Below are 15,065 nucleotides of genomic sequence, written 5' to 3'. Positions count from 1 at the left end.
TCTGAATTGGCTGTAGCTGTTATCTGACATCAAATTCAATCTGAATTAGCTGTACATACTGGTCGCCACCATCGATATTTCCAATGGAAATATTTTTCTGCAGGCGATAATGCCCTGCCCCAAGAGAACCATATACATTTGCCCAGTCCACATACCAGTCAAACCAATTCTGTTTATCCCCTGACTTCACAAAATGTAAAATATCGTAACATGCGATTTCATACTGCTTTTGACACTCCATCCATGTATCTGTCGTCTCATCATAAACTTCTATACCTTCGTAATCATCTCCAAAACTAATATCTTCATCGCCGTTATTTGTCAATCTTACTTTCAGGGATGTTGGTGTCACTTCCAGCACTTTTATATCCACATTCTGTGCAAGCATCCCCGTAGATGCTGATGCGTCTTCCTCTGTGCCCGCCGAATCCTGACTGCTTTCTGTTTCTTTCTTATCCTCATTTAAAACATTAGATTCATTCTCCTGCGTATCCGAAGCATCCACGTTTCCACTTATTGTATCAGCATAATCTGACTTTCCCATTTCAGGGCTTTCCTCCTGGCTTGCCGTTTCTGTTTTGCCAGTTAAAGCAGAGGATTCCTTCTGCGACATTTTCAAATTTCCACGCAGCCCGACCCAGCTTCCGCCTGCCACAACCACACATACAATGCATGCGGCTGCCACACGGGTCCATCGCCGCCCACGTGCTTTCTTTTTCTGCTGTTCTTCCGCCTGTTTTCCCTGTTTTAAAATAAACTGCATTTTTTCAATAAACGGCTTTGAAAATGCATGCTGTCCTTCTCGTTCCAGCTTTTTCTGTACCTGGTTCGTTTCTTCCTGCATGCAGTCTGCCAATGCCCGTTTTAGTACTTCATCTGCGCCCCGCACTTTTTTTCGTTTTTTATAAATATACTCGCTTTTCTCTGATTTTCCCTGATTTCGTCTGTTCACTGTGCCATCACTCCTCTCTCAGAAGATTTTGCAATTTTTTCCGTGCCCGGAAAATCCGCACATTCACCACTTTTGGTGTTACGCCAAGCAGATCAGCAATCTCCCTGTCGGAAAGTTCATGCAAATATTTGAACTCAAATACCACACGATAAATCTCATCCAATTTCTGAATGGCCTGCAAAATGCGTTCATAACTTTCCTTCACCAGATACTGATCCAGCACATCTTCACCGAAAACCTCTGCTTCCTGTTTTGGGGAAGCCTCTTTCTCTTCCATGATTCCCTGACGCTTTCTCCATAGATCCGTTGCTTTATTTTTTACAATTGTTGCCAGAAAATTCCGCGTTGCTGCAGATTCCACACAGCCAACCTTGTCTATGTGATGCGTCAGTGCCAGAAATGTCTCCTGTACTGCATCTTCTGCCAGATGGTCATCCTGTAGTCTTTCACATGCCAAATACCACAAAAAATAACGATATTTATGATAAAGCTGAACAAATTTGGACCGGTCCTCATCGCTGTCCAGCATGATTAAAAACAAAAGCATAACGTTTCCTCCCCGTTATTTACATACATTCTCGAAATCTTTTAAACAAAGATTCGAAAACCCATTTACAGATATCCGTAGTAAAAAGATTGTGATTTATCTCTTATATATATAATAACGGAAAAAGCCTGTCGTTTACTACAGAATTTTCCATTTTCATAATATTTTTTTACAAAAGATGTTATCCTAAAACACAAAATAGGTAAAAACGAAAAAAATACCTTGTCCATTCAAAACCATAGACAAGGTACTAAAATGTCATAAAAATATATCGATATATCTCTGAGAAAAATTTATAATATGACTTTAAAAAACAGGAATATAACTATCACTGCAATTATAGTGCCCCAAACGAACACTCCACACCTGTGAGATTCCTGTGAAAATCTACTGTGCTTTCCTTTTTGTTGTGAATCGTCACACTGCCGCGATGCCGATTTCCCCCCTGATGATGAATGAGTCTTTCTGTTTGACCTGATTGTTTTTCGATATAAAGCCAGCGGATCACTTGTAGACATCATCCGAGTATAAAAATTATTTATCCATTGTATATCATCACGGTTACACATGTTTGTTTCCGTACATCCCGGTTCATGCACAATTTGATTTCTCACCCAACGATAATGTTTTAATTGCTTCAAATCCTCATTCCAACTTTTAACATAACACGAACCAACAGGTGTATTAATCATTTCATCAATATATAATGAGACACCATGCTTATCGCCGTACATCTCATTGCATAATTTTTCAAGCTTCTTATAAGAATCAATAAAATTCATCATTTACTCCGTACTAACTGAGTTTTTAGACATCATACGCCATACGGAACACTTCCAATATGTCATCGTATGCCAGTTCTTTGTAACCGATCAGTGTACGTGTTTTCCCTCTGGAGCACTTAAACGCCAGCATCTCCAAATCTGTTTCTTTCACACCAAGCATTTTCAAATTTGTTGGCATTCCAATAGATGCATAAAATGCTTCCTGCATGTTAATGGCCGTCTCAATGGTTTTCTCCGGGTGTTCAAAATCCACATCTACATTCCATACATTCTGTGCATACTGTAACCAGCGGTTGATGTTTGCCTTGTATACATAACGTGCCCAACTGCACCAGAGTGCTGCCAAGCCAGCTCCGTGTGCCACCTGTGTATACATTCCGGAAACCTCATGCTCTAATTGGTGAACAACAAGCTGAGTCTTTCGTCCACATCCTGTCAGACCATTATGAGCCAGTGAAGATGCCCACATCATATTTGCACGCGCTTCATAATTTTCCGGATCTGCCAGACAGTCTTTTCCGGCTTTCATCACATTTTTGATCACTGCTTCTGCAATGGCATCCGTCAGATAAGTATCTTCGCCCGGGCCGAAATAACGCTCAATCGTATGCATTGCAATATCCACGATACCGCAGGCGGTCTGATATGGACTTACCGTATAGGTCAGTTCCGGATTTTCAACAGCAAAATCCATACGGTTGCAGCTGCATCCATAGCCTCGTTTTTCGTTTGTTTCCGTATTTGTAATAACACAGGAATTGGACATTTCAGAACCGGCTGCTGCCAGTGTCAGGATTGCTCCCTTATGTAATGTTTTCTGTGGTACACATTTTCCCAGCGAAAAATCCCACACGTCAATATCCGGATTTGCCACACCGTTTGCAATATCTTTAGAAGAATCCAGTACAGAACCACCACCAACGGCTAATACAAAATCAACGCCTTCCCGCTGACAGAGTGCGATTCCTTCCCTCACCAGCTTCAGTTCCGGATTGGCTGTCACACCGCCAAGTTCCACATAAGCGATGCCTTCTGCTTCCAACGCTTTTTCCACGCGGTCCAACAGTCCGCTTTTTCTGGCAGACTGACCGCCAAAATGAACCAGCACTTTCTTCGGTGTAAATCCGGCAATGATTTTTCCTACGTTTTGTTCTTCACCTTTTCCAAAATAAACTTTCGTGGGTGTTTCATATACAAAGTTTTCCATACCATTCTACCTCCAGCAAACATTTACTTGTGTTGCTACTACTTTATAACAATCCGTAAAAATGTTCAACCAATCCTTCGATATTCTATATACTTTCACTTAAGCATGCTCCATACTGTTTGTAAAGCGGACATTCGCAATCTGCTTTCGCTACTTGCTCATTCCCATTTTTCAGATTCTTTGATTTTATACTTCCAGTTTCATGTCACCGTCTTTGATCCATCCGGCTTTTCTCATTCCTTCTGAGAAGATCAGTGTCACAACTGCCGGCAAAACAAAATGCATAATGATGATCTGAATCAGTGCCACTTTAGAAGACATGCCTGTTTCAAGCATTGCTCCATAAGCTGCGATCTGTCCGACAAAACCTGCGGAACCCATTCCAGATCCGATTGGTGTACTTACCATATGTAAAACTGCAGATGCAATCGGTCCTAAAATCGCACTGGAAATGATTGGTGGAAGCCAGATCAACGGTCTTCGCAAAATATTTGGCACCTGAAGCATGGATGTTCCGATTCCCTGCGCAATAAAACCGCCAAATTTGTTTTCCCGATAACTTGCTACCGCAAAACCTACCATCTGACAACAACATCCAATCGTCGCTGCACCTGCTGCAAGCCCTGTCAGTCCCATGGAAACACCAAGTGCTGCCGAACTGATTGGCAGAGTCAGAATCATTCCCATAAGAACGGATACTGCGATACCTCCAAGAATCGGAGATGCCTCTACGTTAATATTTACCAGATTTCCAAGCCATTTCATAAAATTGGAAATTGGCGGTCCCACGATAAATCCTGCTGCCGCACCGGTACAAATGGATACCAGTGGCGTCAAAATAATATCAATTTTTGTTCTTCCTGCAACCAGCCTGCCGCACTCAATGCCGATCAGAGCTGCCACAAAAGCTCCCAGAGGCTCTCCTGCTTTTCCCAATGCAAAACTTTCCATTCCCAGTGCCGGAAACGCTCCGATCATACCGGCTACCGCAGCTGAAACTGTTACAAGCGGTCCCTGTTTAAACTTTGCAGCGACACCGACACCAATACCTGCTCCGGTTACTGTTTTTGCCACACTGGAAATCGCAATCAGATAAGTTCCAATCTCATTTCCAACTAAAGTTCCAATCTGTCCAATGATTGTTCCGATGATCAATGTAGAAAAAAGCCCAAGTGCCATTCCACTCAAACCATCAATAAAAATGTGATTTAGTATCTTTTTCATAAAACTACTCTCCTTTATTCTCATATCGCTATAAGGATATGGTTTTTCATAGGATAGACAAATACACTTAATTTCGTTGTTTTGTCTGTCTTGTCACTTGTCGTCACATTATAGCACAGAGTGTTTAAAAAGAGAAGTCCATCTTTGTCTCTTATTTTCCCCGCAATTTCTTCTTGTTTTTTAATCAGCAGGCTTACTTTTGGATCGACTGACGCTTAAAGAAAAATGCCAGCACCATGCATCCTGCCACGATCAGCATCGGTAGCCAAAACAGATTCATGTAAATGGCACAAATTGCCTCCGGACTTTGCTGCGCCGTCTCTGCCGCATAATGTCCTGCATGGAGCACCACTGAAAATACCACTCCGGCAATGGCAGTCCCAGCTTTCATCGTGCACATCATAAAGGATGTCATCACCCCCTGCGGACGTTTTCCAGTCAACGCTTCTACTTCATCTACCGTATCCGCACAAATGGCATAACATGGACTGGTTGCCATACTTTTTCCAAGCCCTGCCAATAACATAAAAATGCAGAATAAGATCAGATTTTTCCTAAATGCAAACATAACCACTGTCAACACCAGAAAAACACCAAATCCAAACAGCATACAGTTTCTGTTTCCAAGCCAATTCAGCATCTTATCCATAAACAATGCCGCCAAAAGCTGTGTCATTGTATAAATCGTAAGAATTAATGTTGCCCTGCTCTCATCCATCAAAATATATTTCGCGTAATACATAATGCTCTGGTTCTGCAGTATCATAACAACCATAACACAGGCTCCGATCACACAGAGCAAAATCCATGACCGGCTTTTTGCCGCACAGTGCAGAGATTCCTTTAAACTCATGCGTGCTTCCCCGTCTGTCTGCACACGTTCCCGACAGGAAATACTACAATTTCCAAGTAACACCAGATTGATCACACCATAGATTACCGCCACCGGTGCAAAACTGAAACGTCCCTGCACGCCGCACAGTGCTACCAATGGCAGCGTCAGGAAACTTACCAGCAAACTTCCTGTTCCGCTTCCAAATACTTTAAAACTATTCAGCACACGCCGTTCTTTCACGTCACTGGTCAGCAACGACAGCAAAGTGCCGTAACCAGTGTTGTTGACCGCATACAAGATACAGAATAATAAATAAGTAATAAACGCAAACGTCACCTTCCCGTGTGCGCTCAGATCCGGTACCATAAAAACCAGAATAACCATAATTGTCAGCGGGATTGTAGTTGCATAAATAAACGGCTTTGCCTTACCACCTTTGAAATGACTGCCATCAATAGCAACGCCCGTCAGGAAATTCACCAGTGCTTCCAACAATCTTGTCACGCCAAAGATCACGCCCACTGCTGCAATGGAAATTCCTGCGATATCTGTATAATAATAGGAAAGGTAAGAACTGACTGCACCAAACGTAATGCAGCTTGCCACATCCCCGCCGCTGTAGCTAAGTTTTTCCCATAAAGATATTTTACCAGATTCACTTTTTATGTTTGTAGTTTTCATTGTCTGCCCCCAACTTGAACTGTTTTCATTCATTAACAATATAAATCTTATAAAAACAAGTTTACTACTTTGATAAACAAAAATATAGAAATATTTTTCCCAAATACTGTAAATTTGTATCATTATGTTACACTTTGTTCATTATATTATACTTTGTTCATTTCATGGATTGAAAGAATGATTGTACTTGCAGGAGAATTTATTCGATAGCTTACTGAAAAAAGACATGCCAAAATACAAAATTTATATCACCATAATTATAACGCAAAAATCAGCAGATCTTCTCTGCTGATTTTCATGATGCAGGAAAAGGGACTTGAACCCTCATGACTGCAATAGTCACACGGACCTGAACCGTGCGCGTCTGCCAATTCCGCCATTCCTGCGTATTAAGTTGTTCTGCTGCATCGTTGATTAAAATGCAGGAAAAGGGACTTGAACCCTCATGACTGCAATAGTCACACGGACCTGAACCGTGCGCGTCTGCCAATTCCGCCATTCCTGCATATCAATTTGCTTTGCTGCCTCGCAGCTGACAAAGCATATAATACAACAACGCCATTTAAATGTCAACACCTTTTTCGTATTTTTTGAAATATATGTTTTTTATATTTTTTTTACAAAACTGTTGACATTATGCCCGCCTTTTGGTATCATTCTTTCTTGTCGGAAACAAATTAATACGACGCATGCGGAAGTGTCGGAACTGGCAGACGAGCAAGACTAAGGATCTTGTGACTATTGCAGTCGTGTGGGTTCAAGTCCCATCTTCCGCATTACTTATTCGGGTGCGGAAGCCTTATAAATTAAGGCTTCCGCGCTTTTTGTTTTTAAACTGTTTGAACACCCTTGAACACGTTCACATCCGGCATTTTGCCACTGATTGCCGCTTCGTAGGCAGATACTCTATCTTCCAGCGGTTCCGTTGCAAAAATGTAACTCTTGTTTTTGTATACCACACAACTTCATATCCATCACGTTTTACCGCCCCAGACTCATCATGTATATACTTTTTTACTTCCTGACGTTGAATATGTACTACTTTTCCAGAAAATACTTTATTTTTCATGAGTATGAATACAATTTTTACCTATTTCCATATCTGCGAAAACTTTTATAAATAAAAGGCAGTAAGGCTATTGCCATTACTGTATACATTACCATTACAAGCGGAATTTGTCGAAATACACAATTCCCAATCTGATAAATAAGTGGAACTTTTACACTTGCCTGTACATTTGTCAAAATTGTTGGTATCAAATTGAAAAGCGTTGTATACCCAGAAAGTGCCCGTCCTATAAATGGCAATAAGCAATATAAAAAGAACGGAATGCAAACAGCGACACTAATTGTATGCATTTTAGCCGCTACTAACATAGACACTGAAGCCGCCAGCATACTGGCTATAAATCCACATACAACTGTCAACAAATAGTATTGTCCATATGACATAATGTAAATACTATATGCCTGATACATTTGATAGGGTGTATTCATACCACTGGTTCCCATAATTCCAAAACAAATCACACTAAGTAATATAATTCCCATACAATAAATCATAACTGTCGTAACTATTCCTGCCAGTATTTTTGTTTTAACAGCTTTTGTACGTCCATACTTTGTAGAGAAAAATACTGCATCTGCTTTTGTCTGAAAATCATCTGCAAATATTCCAGCACAAATAAAACCAACTATGATTGCCAGAATAATAGAATACGTTTCTACATACATAATCATAGTATCCCATGAACTATAAGATTCGTATTCTACTGGTAATTTTATTTCATTATATTTCTTTTCCAAGTATTTTTTCTGTACAGAAGTCTTTCCATATTCTTCTGCCATCTTTTCCATATTTTTATGATAAGTGTCATAGAACTCTTGCACATTTTCTTCTGTAATTTGATTCAGAACACTTTCATCATATTCTGCATCCGGTGTTAATACCGATATTATAAAACCCCTAATATCATCTATCGGTTGTAATGTCGTTCCGTAAATCGCATTTTCTTCTGAGGATTGTGTCATCGCATTTTTATTTTGTTCTATAACTTTTCCAAGTTCATCTTCTGTCAATGTACCTTTCCATGCTCGTCTGTTATCTGTAAGTTTTCTTGTTGCCATAATTCCAGTACTAGCATTTCCATTCTCATCCACATAGCAATTACTTGTAACTGCAAATCCGCTAAAAATGACAGCAAGTATCAATGCCAATCCGATTGCAAATACATTAATTTTCTTTGAAAAAATTCGTTTTAATTCTAATTTAAGCATCTTGTTTTTCCTCCGATTTTTCTCCAAAATAAAATAGAAATGCATCTTCCAGATTTTTTTCTACAGCCACAGCATCTTCTGTTGGCTTTTCTATTGAAATAATTCTAAGCTCTGCTCCGGTTTTTGTTGTTTTTATATTTCCAACCAAATATTCATTCATATATTTGTCTATCATACTTCTCGAAACATTACATTGCCATACCTTTTCTTTCATAGAAGATACTAAATCTTCCGCAGTACCTGCATAAAAAAGTTCTCCATCTTTCATTAACATAATGTTATTCGCAATGTACTCAATATCCGATACAATATGTGTAGACAAGAGCACCAAACGTTCTTCCGACAATTCACTAATTAAATTACGAAAACGTATTCTTTCATTCGGGTCTAATCCAGCGGTAGGTTCGTCCAGGACAAGAATTTGCGGATCGTTTAACATCGCCTGTGCTATTCCTACACGTCTAACCATTCCTCCAGACAAATTCTTCATTTTTCTTTTACTGAATTTTTCCATTCCTACTTGATTTAATAATTGCTTCACTTTTTTTCTGGCAAACGGCATTTTTAACCCTTTTATAGAAGAAATGTACATCATATAATCATATACGGTCAAATCTGGATAATATCCAAAATCCTGTGGTAAATATCCCAGAGCTTCTCGGTATTCGCCTCCTAGTTTCCATATATCTTTACCATTCCATAATATTTGTCCTTCTGATGGTTGAACAATCGTACAAAGCATACGCATTAATGTGGTCTTTCCTGCTCCATTTACTCCAAGCAGTCCATAAATTCCTTTTTCCATAACACAATTCACTTTATTAACAGCATTTACTTCTCCGTATTGTTTTGTTACATTTTTAAATTCTAATTTCATACGTGTAATCCTCCAAAATTTTTTCATCAAATAGCAATGACTTCTGAACACAAAAAATAAAATATACAAAAGTCAATATCAGCATAGCCACCCATACCGGAGTTACAATTTTCTGATAAATAACATCATTTGCAACAATCATCATCCATAAACCAACCCATACCAGACAGGAAAGCACTGCTATATATTCTGATTTTTCCCATCTGCTGTACAACACACGAAAACATATACAACATGAAACATTTACCGGAAGTAAAAAATTAACCACTAAATCTCTTAACGAGAGTATTGTTGTTTGATATGTAATTGCCAAAAACGCCATAACGATCACCAGATCCACTACTCCAAACATTAACATTCTTGCTGTACAAATCTGACGCAGTGTGTAATAAGACGCCTGCTCAATCTCAATCGCACCATTTCTTCTGTTTTTCCAAATTTCCGGGACAATCAGAACCACAAATATTGTGGCAGATATTCCCATAATCCTCATCATATCTTTTATGTCTGACGTATAATTACTCAACCATATCCATAGACACATAAGAATACAACCTTGTAAAATCCACCATCTTTTTTTTATGAATTTTGTCTGCTCATACAAAAATTCAAAATAAGATGTTCTATGCGATTGTTTCGATAAAATTGACTCTGACAAAATATTCTGACATACTTTTACTGTTCTGTTTTCTGCTTCAATCCTTACATACTTTTCTTCAATCTCCTCTTTATATTCCTTTATTTGTTGCTTATAATTCTTCATCTTTTTTCACCTCCAACTCTTTCATTAAAAGTTCTTTTGCTCTTCCGATTCGATATTTTACAAGAGAAAGTTTGATATGAAGTAATTCTGCAATTTCTCTTTGCTTCAATTCCTGAAAAAAATATAAAACTGCCGTTTCTCTAATTTCTTCCGGTAACTTTCTCACTGCCTGTTCAATAGTTAATCGGACTCCTAGCTCTTCTACATGATTTTTACTACAGTCCTCTGATTTTAGCAGTTCCTCTGATGGAATATCTTTTTTCTTTTTGTAATAATTTTTAACGGTATTTCCGGCAATTGTATAAAGATAATTCTTAACTTTTCCATATTCTTTATATCTATATAAATTGGAAAAGAAACGTGTAAACACTTCTTGTGTCAAATCCTCTGCCTCATAGGGATCATTGATATGTAGCAAACAATATTGATATATACTTGAGTAATATTTTTTGACCAGTTTTTCACACGCATCTTCATCTCCTGCTCTTGCTAGATGTACTAACAAAGAATCAGTTTTGTATTCCATTCGCAAATTTGCCTCCCTCTGTTTTCTAAAAAATATAACAATCCTACTATAAAAAAAGTTAGGATTTTCTTTTGTTTTTATTTATATTTTTCTAAATATTCTTCCAAACATAAATTTTCTTCTTTCATTATTTTAGCGACAGTCATTCCAACATAGCGGTAATGCCATGGTTCATTACTAATTCCTGTTATATCCGTGAATCTACTTTTTTACCATTCGATAATTCTGTCAATTCTACTTGATAATAATTTGGAATATAATGATTTCGATCGACCAAAATAAGATTCCATTCACCCGAAGTGTCTGCAAAGGACTTTTCTGACTGCAAAATTTTCGGTAATGTTAATTCTCCAACCTGCACATCGATTTTTATTGTTCTCCACATTACAACGGTTATTATGATAGTCATTAAAAGAATGAATACTCGTAAAATATTCTTTCTTCTGCGATTGCTGTATCTTCTTTTGTTCATTTTCTCTCCCACACTTTCATTATCAAAATATTTCTACTTTTAATATAATTAACAACCAAAACGACAAAAGAGTTAGTATCTAAACTTATTTATCAATAAAAAGTTTATTTTTTATCAATTCCAGTTCAATTTCCCCTCAATGCCTTTTTTCTCCGATTTTCGTATGCTTATCCCACAGCAGAGCAGTACCTACCACACCGGTACGACCTGCTGAATCAATCAATACGAAAACGGAGGTATTTTTTATGCAGGTGAGACAGTAAAGACCTCCTGTGGCTGATTGCTTTCACAGAAGGTCTTATTTGTTTATGCTGTCACATTTTCATTTTTCAGATATGGTTGTCTTTCTCACACACCAGCCTTTCATAATCCAGAAATCCCCGGATATACATTTCTTTTGCCACAATCCCTTCCATGGCATTTTTCGCTAAGATAATTCTGTCCAATGCCTGCCACATCTCCTGTCCGGCATCTCTGAGGACTGGTTCCAATATTTCTATGTAATGATGAATTTCTGCTTCCAGAGAAAACATCTCTGGATCGGATTCAAGAAATCTTTCCAGTTCCCGCTGGTATTCTTCATAATAGCTTTCAATCAATTCTCTTCTCATATCTGGAATCCCCCTTATACATAAATCAGTTCCTGCTTGATGATTTCAGCAGCCCGGTTGCGGATATTGTTGCAATGGCATACCCATTCCATAGGATTCTGTCTCTTCAGTTCCTCCGTAACTCCCTCTGCACTTCTCATCTGAGCTTCTATCAGCTCAAAGCGTTCCTGTGCCTGTTCATTCAGATCTGCCAGATAGCTGTCCAGTCTGCCGGTCAGAAGAAGATATGTATAAGTTCCAGATTTATGTTCTTTCAGATATTCATTCCGAAGCATTCCCCAACAGCCAATCGGTCTGGTTTCCTCCGGATAGTAAAGATTCGGTAAATAATAGTCTCCTACTTTTGTGTATTCGATTTTCATGGTGTCTCCTTTCGCTTTGCATGAAATTGTCATGTTATCTGCGTAGGATGTGCGTTTTTCCTTTAAAATCTTTTCACATAGAAGACATTAAGTGCTTCATGCCCTGAGATTTTGCGCCAGGGTTGTCGTTGCCGTAACCTTCCAACAGGTTGATGACACCCCAGATACCAAGACCAGCGCCCAGAGCGATAACGAGAGTCTGAAGAACGGTAATTGCCTGTTCAAAAAATGCCATAAATAATATTAGCCGGAATCATTTGAATGATTAGTTAGGTTTGTTTCATAAGCGCACAAAAGCCGGAACAATCTGCCCTCGATATATGAGAGCCTGATTCCGGCTCTCTCCGGTGTTGTAAGTGTCTATGGTCTCCTTTCCCAGAACAGCCGCCAGCTCTTTCAGCGTTGTTGGCTCTTTGCCACCCAGGAAGATGGAAGTATCCATATTGCCGATGATGGTATCGGCATTATCTTTGTAAATTGCCTTGAGCTGGCTCTGTGCCTGCAACACCAGACAGGCAGAGATTTCACGGCTTCGGATGGTGGCCACCAGCTTTTCCAGCTTCGGAATCTGCCCGATGTTAGCACACTCATCAATCAAACAGCGCACATGAACCGGAAGCCTGCCGCCATACACATCACAAAATCGACTTAGCGGTTTTGCCAGTAACAAAATGTCAATAGTTTTTTAATCACTTTTTTCAAAAAGGCAAAAAAAATAGAACGTATAGATTATTTCCATACGCTCTATCTCACATTTCATATTAAATTTTTGAATTCTACAAACTGGAATTTATATAATTATTCCTCTAACTTTCCCTATTTTACAGGCTTTCCCGCCTGTTCATTAGTGAAATGATATGTAGTTTCCCTTATTTTTGCCCTTATGAGATAATCACAAGGGAAATAAGGGAAATTTTTTAGTCATTGCCTACCACTTTATCAAGAAGCCGAACCGATTTTCGTTTCGCATCTCTTGTGGAGTGAGCATAGACGTTCATTGTGGTACTGACATCTGAGTGTCCCAACAATTCCTGTACATCTTTTGGGGCTGCTCCATTTGCTAAAAGGTTGCTTGTATAGGTGTGACGTAACTGGTGGAAATGAAAGCCTTCAAATCCCTCTAATGCTTTTGCCACCTTTCTGCATACCGTCCCCAAAGTAGTCGGAAGTTCCAGACAACCATCCGGTCTTAAGCAGACAAAAGAAATTTCTTTATAATCTGCCGGGACTTCCTGCGTTCTGTCTAAGCAATAATATTCGTAGTACACTCTGTTTTTCTCTTTGACCTCTTTGTAGTAGTTCGTGTGATAAAGTTCTTCGTACTGCATTCGATTTTTTAACTGCTCTTTCCGGGCATTACGGAAAATCTCTACCAGTGTATCTCCAAAATCAACAACCCTTACTTTTTTCCGCTTGGTTGGTCCGATGATATATTTGCGCTTTGAGCCATCATATCGGATGCTGCGTCTTATGGTAAGGCATTGTTCTTCCAGATTTACGTCCTGCCATGCCAAACCACAGGCTTCTCCAATACGAAGCCCGGCATAATAGGCTATCTGGATTGGAAGTATTGCGGCTGGGTTCTTTTTTTGCAGATAAGCAAGCAGTCTTTCATAATCTTCTCGTGAAATTGGTTGGACATTTCCGTCCATATCCTCATCAGAAAACAAATCCACTTCATCCGTCTGATACCGCAGTTTAATATACTGCATAGGATTGAACGTAATATACTGCTTTGGAAATACTGCAAAGCGGAATGATTGCTGCATGACTGCGGAAAAAGAATGGATGTAATCTTTGCTGTAACCCTTTCTCTCTTTTCCATCGGGATGAACTCCCCCGAAGGAAAGCAAATCGAAGAAAGATTGCAAATGTTCAGAGGTTACATTTTTCAGTTTACGTTCTGCCAATGGGTGTTTCTTAATATTTCGGATTGTTCCGAGGTAATTCTCCACCGTACCATTGCTGAGCGTACCTGTTTTTAATTCCTCCTCTGCCCACACATCCAAAAGCTGTCCGACTGTGAGATTATCCGCTTTGGCAACAAATTTCTTTTTCTCATAATCATCCATTGCCTGACGGAGCAGTTTTTCAGTTTCACTTTTGCTTTCTGTTCCAACGCATTCTTTCTGAACAAGATTGCCGCTTGCGTCCTCTACATAGAAGCGGTAGTACCATTTCTTTCCTTTTTTTCTTACAGATCCTTTTGCCATAATCGTATGTCTCCTTTCGATATTAGACAATCGGAACTGATGAAATGCTTCGTGCGTGTAAGTATATCATAACTCCGGTTGTCTTACTATACCGATTCGGAATCTTCGTATAAGACTTCTGATAAAAGATTTGCAAGCCTTTGTTCTGCTGTTTTTGGTTTCTTGGAATAGAGCCTTACAATGTCTGCCATCTCATTAAAAGCATTGATGGTATGAGTGATTTCCCTTAAGAACATAATCTCATTATATTCCTCATTCGATTCAAACCCTATTGTTTTGGCAATATCCGTCTGACCAGCATTTCCCTTGAAGTTTTTGCAGGCGAACTGGAAGGAATCCAAAAACAGACCATATTGTTTTAACATCAGCAGTAATAAATCTTTTGAAAAAGCATCTTCTTCTTTGGTAAGGGCAAGCGGTAACTGTTCCAGAATATCTCCCATCGCATCACGAATCTGTAATTCTCTCTTATCCGTAATGTCGGTTTCATATTCATCTGTTTCCCCTTTGAGCCATTCCACAGATACATGGAGTGCTTCCGAAAGACCTTCCAGCACCATTTTTTTCGTATTGTCAATCGAACCATTCTCATAACGCAGGATTGTAGAAGCGGTAACTCCCATCTTCTCTGCGACATAAGGCTGTGTCAGATTCAATTCCAGACGGCGCTGTTTTATTCTGCTGCCTATCAGCTTGCGTAATTCTTTATCTTTCATGCTGACTGCCTCCTTTT

At 39.2% G+C, this 15,065-nt stretch carries 16 protein-coding genes, 3 tRNA genes and 2 pseudogenes; 1 reads left to right on the top strand and 20 read right to left on the bottom strand.

Annotated features, from left to right (window positions below; all coding sequences use genetic code 11):
- Nucleotides 1-19: 19 nt before the first annotated feature.
- The 8 genes from ACIRUQ_RS03015 to ACIRUQ_RS02980 all read right to left on the bottom strand — a co-directional run bounded on the left by ACIRUQ_RS03015 (nucleotide 20) and on the right by ACIRUQ_RS02980 (nucleotide 6,736).
- Nucleotides 20-952 (bottom strand): immunoglobulin-like domain-containing protein, encoded by a 933-nt coding sequence (locus tag ACIRUQ_RS03015; RefSeq protein WP_021739542.1) that lies wholly within the window; start codon nucleotides 950-952, stop codon nucleotides 20-22.
- A 7-nt stretch (nucleotides 953-959) separates the two neighbouring features.
- Nucleotides 960-1,499 carry an RNA polymerase sigma factor gene (locus ACIRUQ_RS03010; protein WP_021739543.1) on the bottom strand — a complete coding sequence of 180 codons (540 nt, stop codon included), beginning with the start codon at nucleotides 1,497-1,499 and terminating at the stop codon, nucleotides 960-962.
- Nucleotides 1,500-1,792: 293 nt separating this feature from the next.
- Nucleotides 1,793-2,233, bottom strand: coding sequence for a DUF6548 family protein (locus tag ACIRUQ_RS03005; RefSeq protein WP_404856546.1), 441 nt, complete (start codon nucleotides 2,231-2,233; stop codon nucleotides 1,793-1,795).
- 73 nt (nucleotides 2,234-2,306) lie between these two features.
- A complete protein-coding gene (locus tag ACIRUQ_RS03000; protein WP_055289632.1) occupies nucleotides 2,307-3,491 on the bottom strand; it encodes an iron-containing alcohol dehydrogenase in 1,185 nt (394 codons plus the stop codon).
- 186 nt (nucleotides 3,492-3,677) lie between these two features.
- Nucleotides 3,678-4,715: a PTS transporter subunit IIC gene (locus tag ACIRUQ_RS02995; protein ID WP_022035519.1), complete on the bottom strand. Its 1,038-nt coding sequence runs from the start codon at nucleotides 4,713-4,715 to the stop codon at nucleotides 3,678-3,680.
- A gap of 193 nt (nucleotides 4,716-4,908) precedes the next feature.
- Nucleotides 4,909-6,231 carry an MFS transporter gene (locus tag ACIRUQ_RS02990; protein ID WP_022035518.1) on the bottom strand — a complete coding sequence of 441 codons (1,323 nt, stop codon included), beginning with the start codon at nucleotides 6,229-6,231 and terminating at the stop codon, nucleotides 4,909-4,911.
- A gap of 301 nt (nucleotides 6,232-6,532) precedes the next feature.
- Nucleotides 6,533-6,617 (bottom strand) — tRNA-Leu (locus tag ACIRUQ_RS02985).
- Between the two features lie 34 nt (nucleotides 6,618-6,651).
- Nucleotides 6,652-6,736 (bottom strand) — tRNA-Leu (locus ACIRUQ_RS02980).
- A 186-nt stretch (nucleotides 6,737-6,922) separates the two neighbouring features.
- On the opposite strand from ACIRUQ_RS02980, the gene ACIRUQ_RS02975 reads away from it, so the two are divergent.
- Nucleotides 6,923-7,007: transfer RNA gene (locus ACIRUQ_RS02975), tRNA-Leu, on the top strand.
- 83 nt (nucleotides 7,008-7,090) lie between these two features.
- Here the strand turns inward: ACIRUQ_RS02975 and ACIRUQ_RS02970 are convergent.
- The 12 genes and pseudogenes from ACIRUQ_RS02970 to ACIRUQ_RS02915 all read right to left on the bottom strand — a co-directional run bounded on the left by ACIRUQ_RS02970 (nucleotide 7,091) and on the right by ACIRUQ_RS02915 (nucleotide 15,048).
- Nucleotides 7,091-7,300: a hypothetical protein gene (locus ACIRUQ_RS02970; RefSeq protein ID WP_055289629.1), complete on the bottom strand. Its 210-nt coding sequence runs from the start codon at nucleotides 7,298-7,300 to the stop codon at nucleotides 7,091-7,093.
- 17 nt (nucleotides 7,301-7,317) lie between these two features.
- Nucleotides 7,318-8,508, bottom strand: a complete 1,191-nt coding sequence (locus ACIRUQ_RS02965) for an ABC transporter permease (protein WP_404856530.1) — start codon at nucleotides 8,506-8,508, stop codon at nucleotides 7,318-7,320.
- Nucleotides 8,501-9,385 carry an ABC transporter ATP-binding protein gene (locus ACIRUQ_RS02960; protein ID WP_404856529.1) on the bottom strand — a complete coding sequence of 295 codons (885 nt, stop codon included), beginning with the start codon at nucleotides 9,383-9,385 and terminating at the stop codon, nucleotides 8,501-8,503. The genes ACIRUQ_RS02965 and ACIRUQ_RS02960 overlap by 8 nt, the downstream gene beginning before the upstream one ends.
- Complete coding sequence (locus tag ACIRUQ_RS02955) at nucleotides 9,369-10,148, bottom strand: hypothetical protein (RefSeq protein ID WP_404856528.1); 780 nt, start codon at nucleotides 10,146-10,148, stop codon at nucleotides 9,369-9,371. Before ACIRUQ_RS02955 ends, ACIRUQ_RS02960 begins: the two co-directional genes overlap by 17 nt.
- A complete protein-coding gene (locus ACIRUQ_RS02950) occupies nucleotides 10,135-10,674 on the bottom strand; it encodes an RNA polymerase sigma factor (RefSeq protein WP_005348545.1) in 540 nt (179 codons plus the stop codon). Before ACIRUQ_RS02950 ends, ACIRUQ_RS02955 begins: the two co-directional genes overlap by 14 nt.
- A 187-nt stretch (nucleotides 10,675-10,861) precedes the next feature.
- Complete coding sequence (locus tag ACIRUQ_RS02945; protein ID WP_055291366.1) at nucleotides 10,862-11,146, bottom strand: hypothetical protein; 285 nt, start codon at nucleotides 11,144-11,146, stop codon at nucleotides 10,862-10,864.
- Nucleotides 11,147-11,475: 329 nt separating this feature from the next.
- Nucleotides 11,476-11,757, bottom strand: a complete 282-nt coding sequence (locus ACIRUQ_RS02940; protein WP_055291368.1) for a hypothetical protein — start codon at nucleotides 11,755-11,757, stop codon at nucleotides 11,476-11,478.
- A 14-nt stretch (nucleotides 11,758-11,771) separates the two neighbouring features.
- Nucleotides 11,772-12,119 (bottom strand): TnpV protein, encoded by a 348-nt coding sequence (locus ACIRUQ_RS02935; protein ID WP_242853648.1) that lies wholly within the window; start codon nucleotides 12,117-12,119, stop codon nucleotides 11,772-11,774.
- Nucleotides 12,120-12,201: 82 nt separating this feature from the next.
- Nucleotides 12,202-12,354 (bottom strand): annotated as a pseudogene (locus ACIRUQ_RS02930) (Maff2 family mobile element protein); the annotation flags it as partial.
- A 93-nt stretch (nucleotides 12,355-12,447) separates the two neighbouring features.
- A pseudogene (locus ACIRUQ_RS02925) lies at nucleotides 12,448-12,756 on the bottom strand (TraG/TraD/VirD4 family protein); the annotation flags it as partial.
- Nucleotides 12,757-13,036: 280 nt separating this feature from the next.
- Nucleotides 13,037-14,332 (bottom strand): tyrosine-type recombinase/integrase, encoded by a 1,296-nt coding sequence (locus ACIRUQ_RS02920; protein ID WP_006859611.1) that lies wholly within the window; start codon nucleotides 14,330-14,332, stop codon nucleotides 13,037-13,039.
- 86 nt (nucleotides 14,333-14,418) lie between these two features.
- On the bottom strand, nucleotides 14,419-15,048 hold the full coding sequence (locus ACIRUQ_RS02915; protein WP_015529844.1) for a helix-turn-helix domain-containing protein: 630 nt from the start codon (nucleotides 15,046-15,048) through the stop codon (nucleotides 14,419-14,421).
- Nucleotides 15,049-15,065: the final 17 nt, after the last annotated feature.

The organism is Eubacterium ramulus (assembly GCF_045002895.1).
In the GTDB taxonomy this organism is placed as follows: Bacteria; Bacillota; Clostridia; order Lachnospirales; family Lachnospiraceae; genus Eubacterium_I; species Eubacterium_I ramulus.
This window is presented reverse-complemented; position numbering and strand designations above follow the sequence as displayed.

Coding starts and splice junctions, on each gene's coding strand:
- ACIRUQ_RS03005 (WP_404856546.1), bottom strand. CDS start 2,233: ATGTACGGCGATAAGCATGGTGTCTCATTATATATTGATGAAATGATT.
- ACIRUQ_RS02915 (WP_015529844.1), bottom strand. CDS start 15,048: ATGAAAGATAAAGAATTACGCAAGCTGATAGGCAGCAGAATAAAACAG.
- ACIRUQ_RS02950 (WP_005348545.1), bottom strand. CDS start 10,674: ATGGAATACAAAACTGATTCTTTGTTAGTACATCTAGCAAGAGCAGGA.
- ACIRUQ_RS03000 (WP_055289632.1), bottom strand. CDS start 3,491: ATGGAAAACTTTGTATATGAAACACCCACGAAAGTTTATTTTGGAAAA.
- ACIRUQ_RS02960 (WP_404856529.1), bottom strand. CDS start 9,385: ATGAAATTAGAATTTAAAAATGTAACAAAACAATACGGAGAAGTAAAT.
- ACIRUQ_RS02990 (WP_022035518.1), bottom strand. CDS start 6,231: ATGAAAACTACAAACATAAAAAGTGAATCTGGTAAAATATCTTTATGG.
- ACIRUQ_RS02945 (WP_055291366.1), bottom strand. CDS start 11,146: ATGAACAAAAGAAGATACAGCAATCGCAGAAGAAAGAATATTTTACGA.
- ACIRUQ_RS02965 (WP_404856530.1), bottom strand. CDS start 8,508: ATGCTTAAATTAGAATTAAAACGAATTTTTTCAAAGAAAATTAATGTA.
- ACIRUQ_RS02955 (WP_404856528.1), bottom strand. CDS start 10,148: ATGAAGAATTATAAGCAACAAATAAAGGAATATAAAGAGGAGATTGAA.
- ACIRUQ_RS02940 (WP_055291368.1), bottom strand. CDS start 11,757: ATGAGAAGAGAATTGATTGAAAGCTATTATGAAGAATACCAGCGGGAA.
- ACIRUQ_RS02970 (WP_055289629.1), bottom strand. CDS start 7,300: ATGAAAAATAAAGTATTTTCTGGAAAAGTAGTACATATTCAACGTCAG.
- ACIRUQ_RS03010 (WP_021739543.1), bottom strand. CDS start 1,499: ATGCTTTTGTTTTTAATCATGCTGGACAGCGATGAGGACCGGTCCAAA.
- ACIRUQ_RS02920 (WP_006859611.1), bottom strand. CDS start 14,332: ATGGCAAAAGGATCTGTAAGAAAAAAAGGAAAGAAATGGTACTACCGC.
- ACIRUQ_RS02995 (WP_022035519.1), bottom strand. CDS start 4,715: ATGAAAAAGATACTAAATCACATTTTTATTGATGGTTTGAGTGGAATG.
- ACIRUQ_RS02935 (WP_242853648.1), bottom strand. CDS start 12,119: ATGAAAATCGAATACACAAAAGTAGGAGACTATTATTTACCGAATCTT.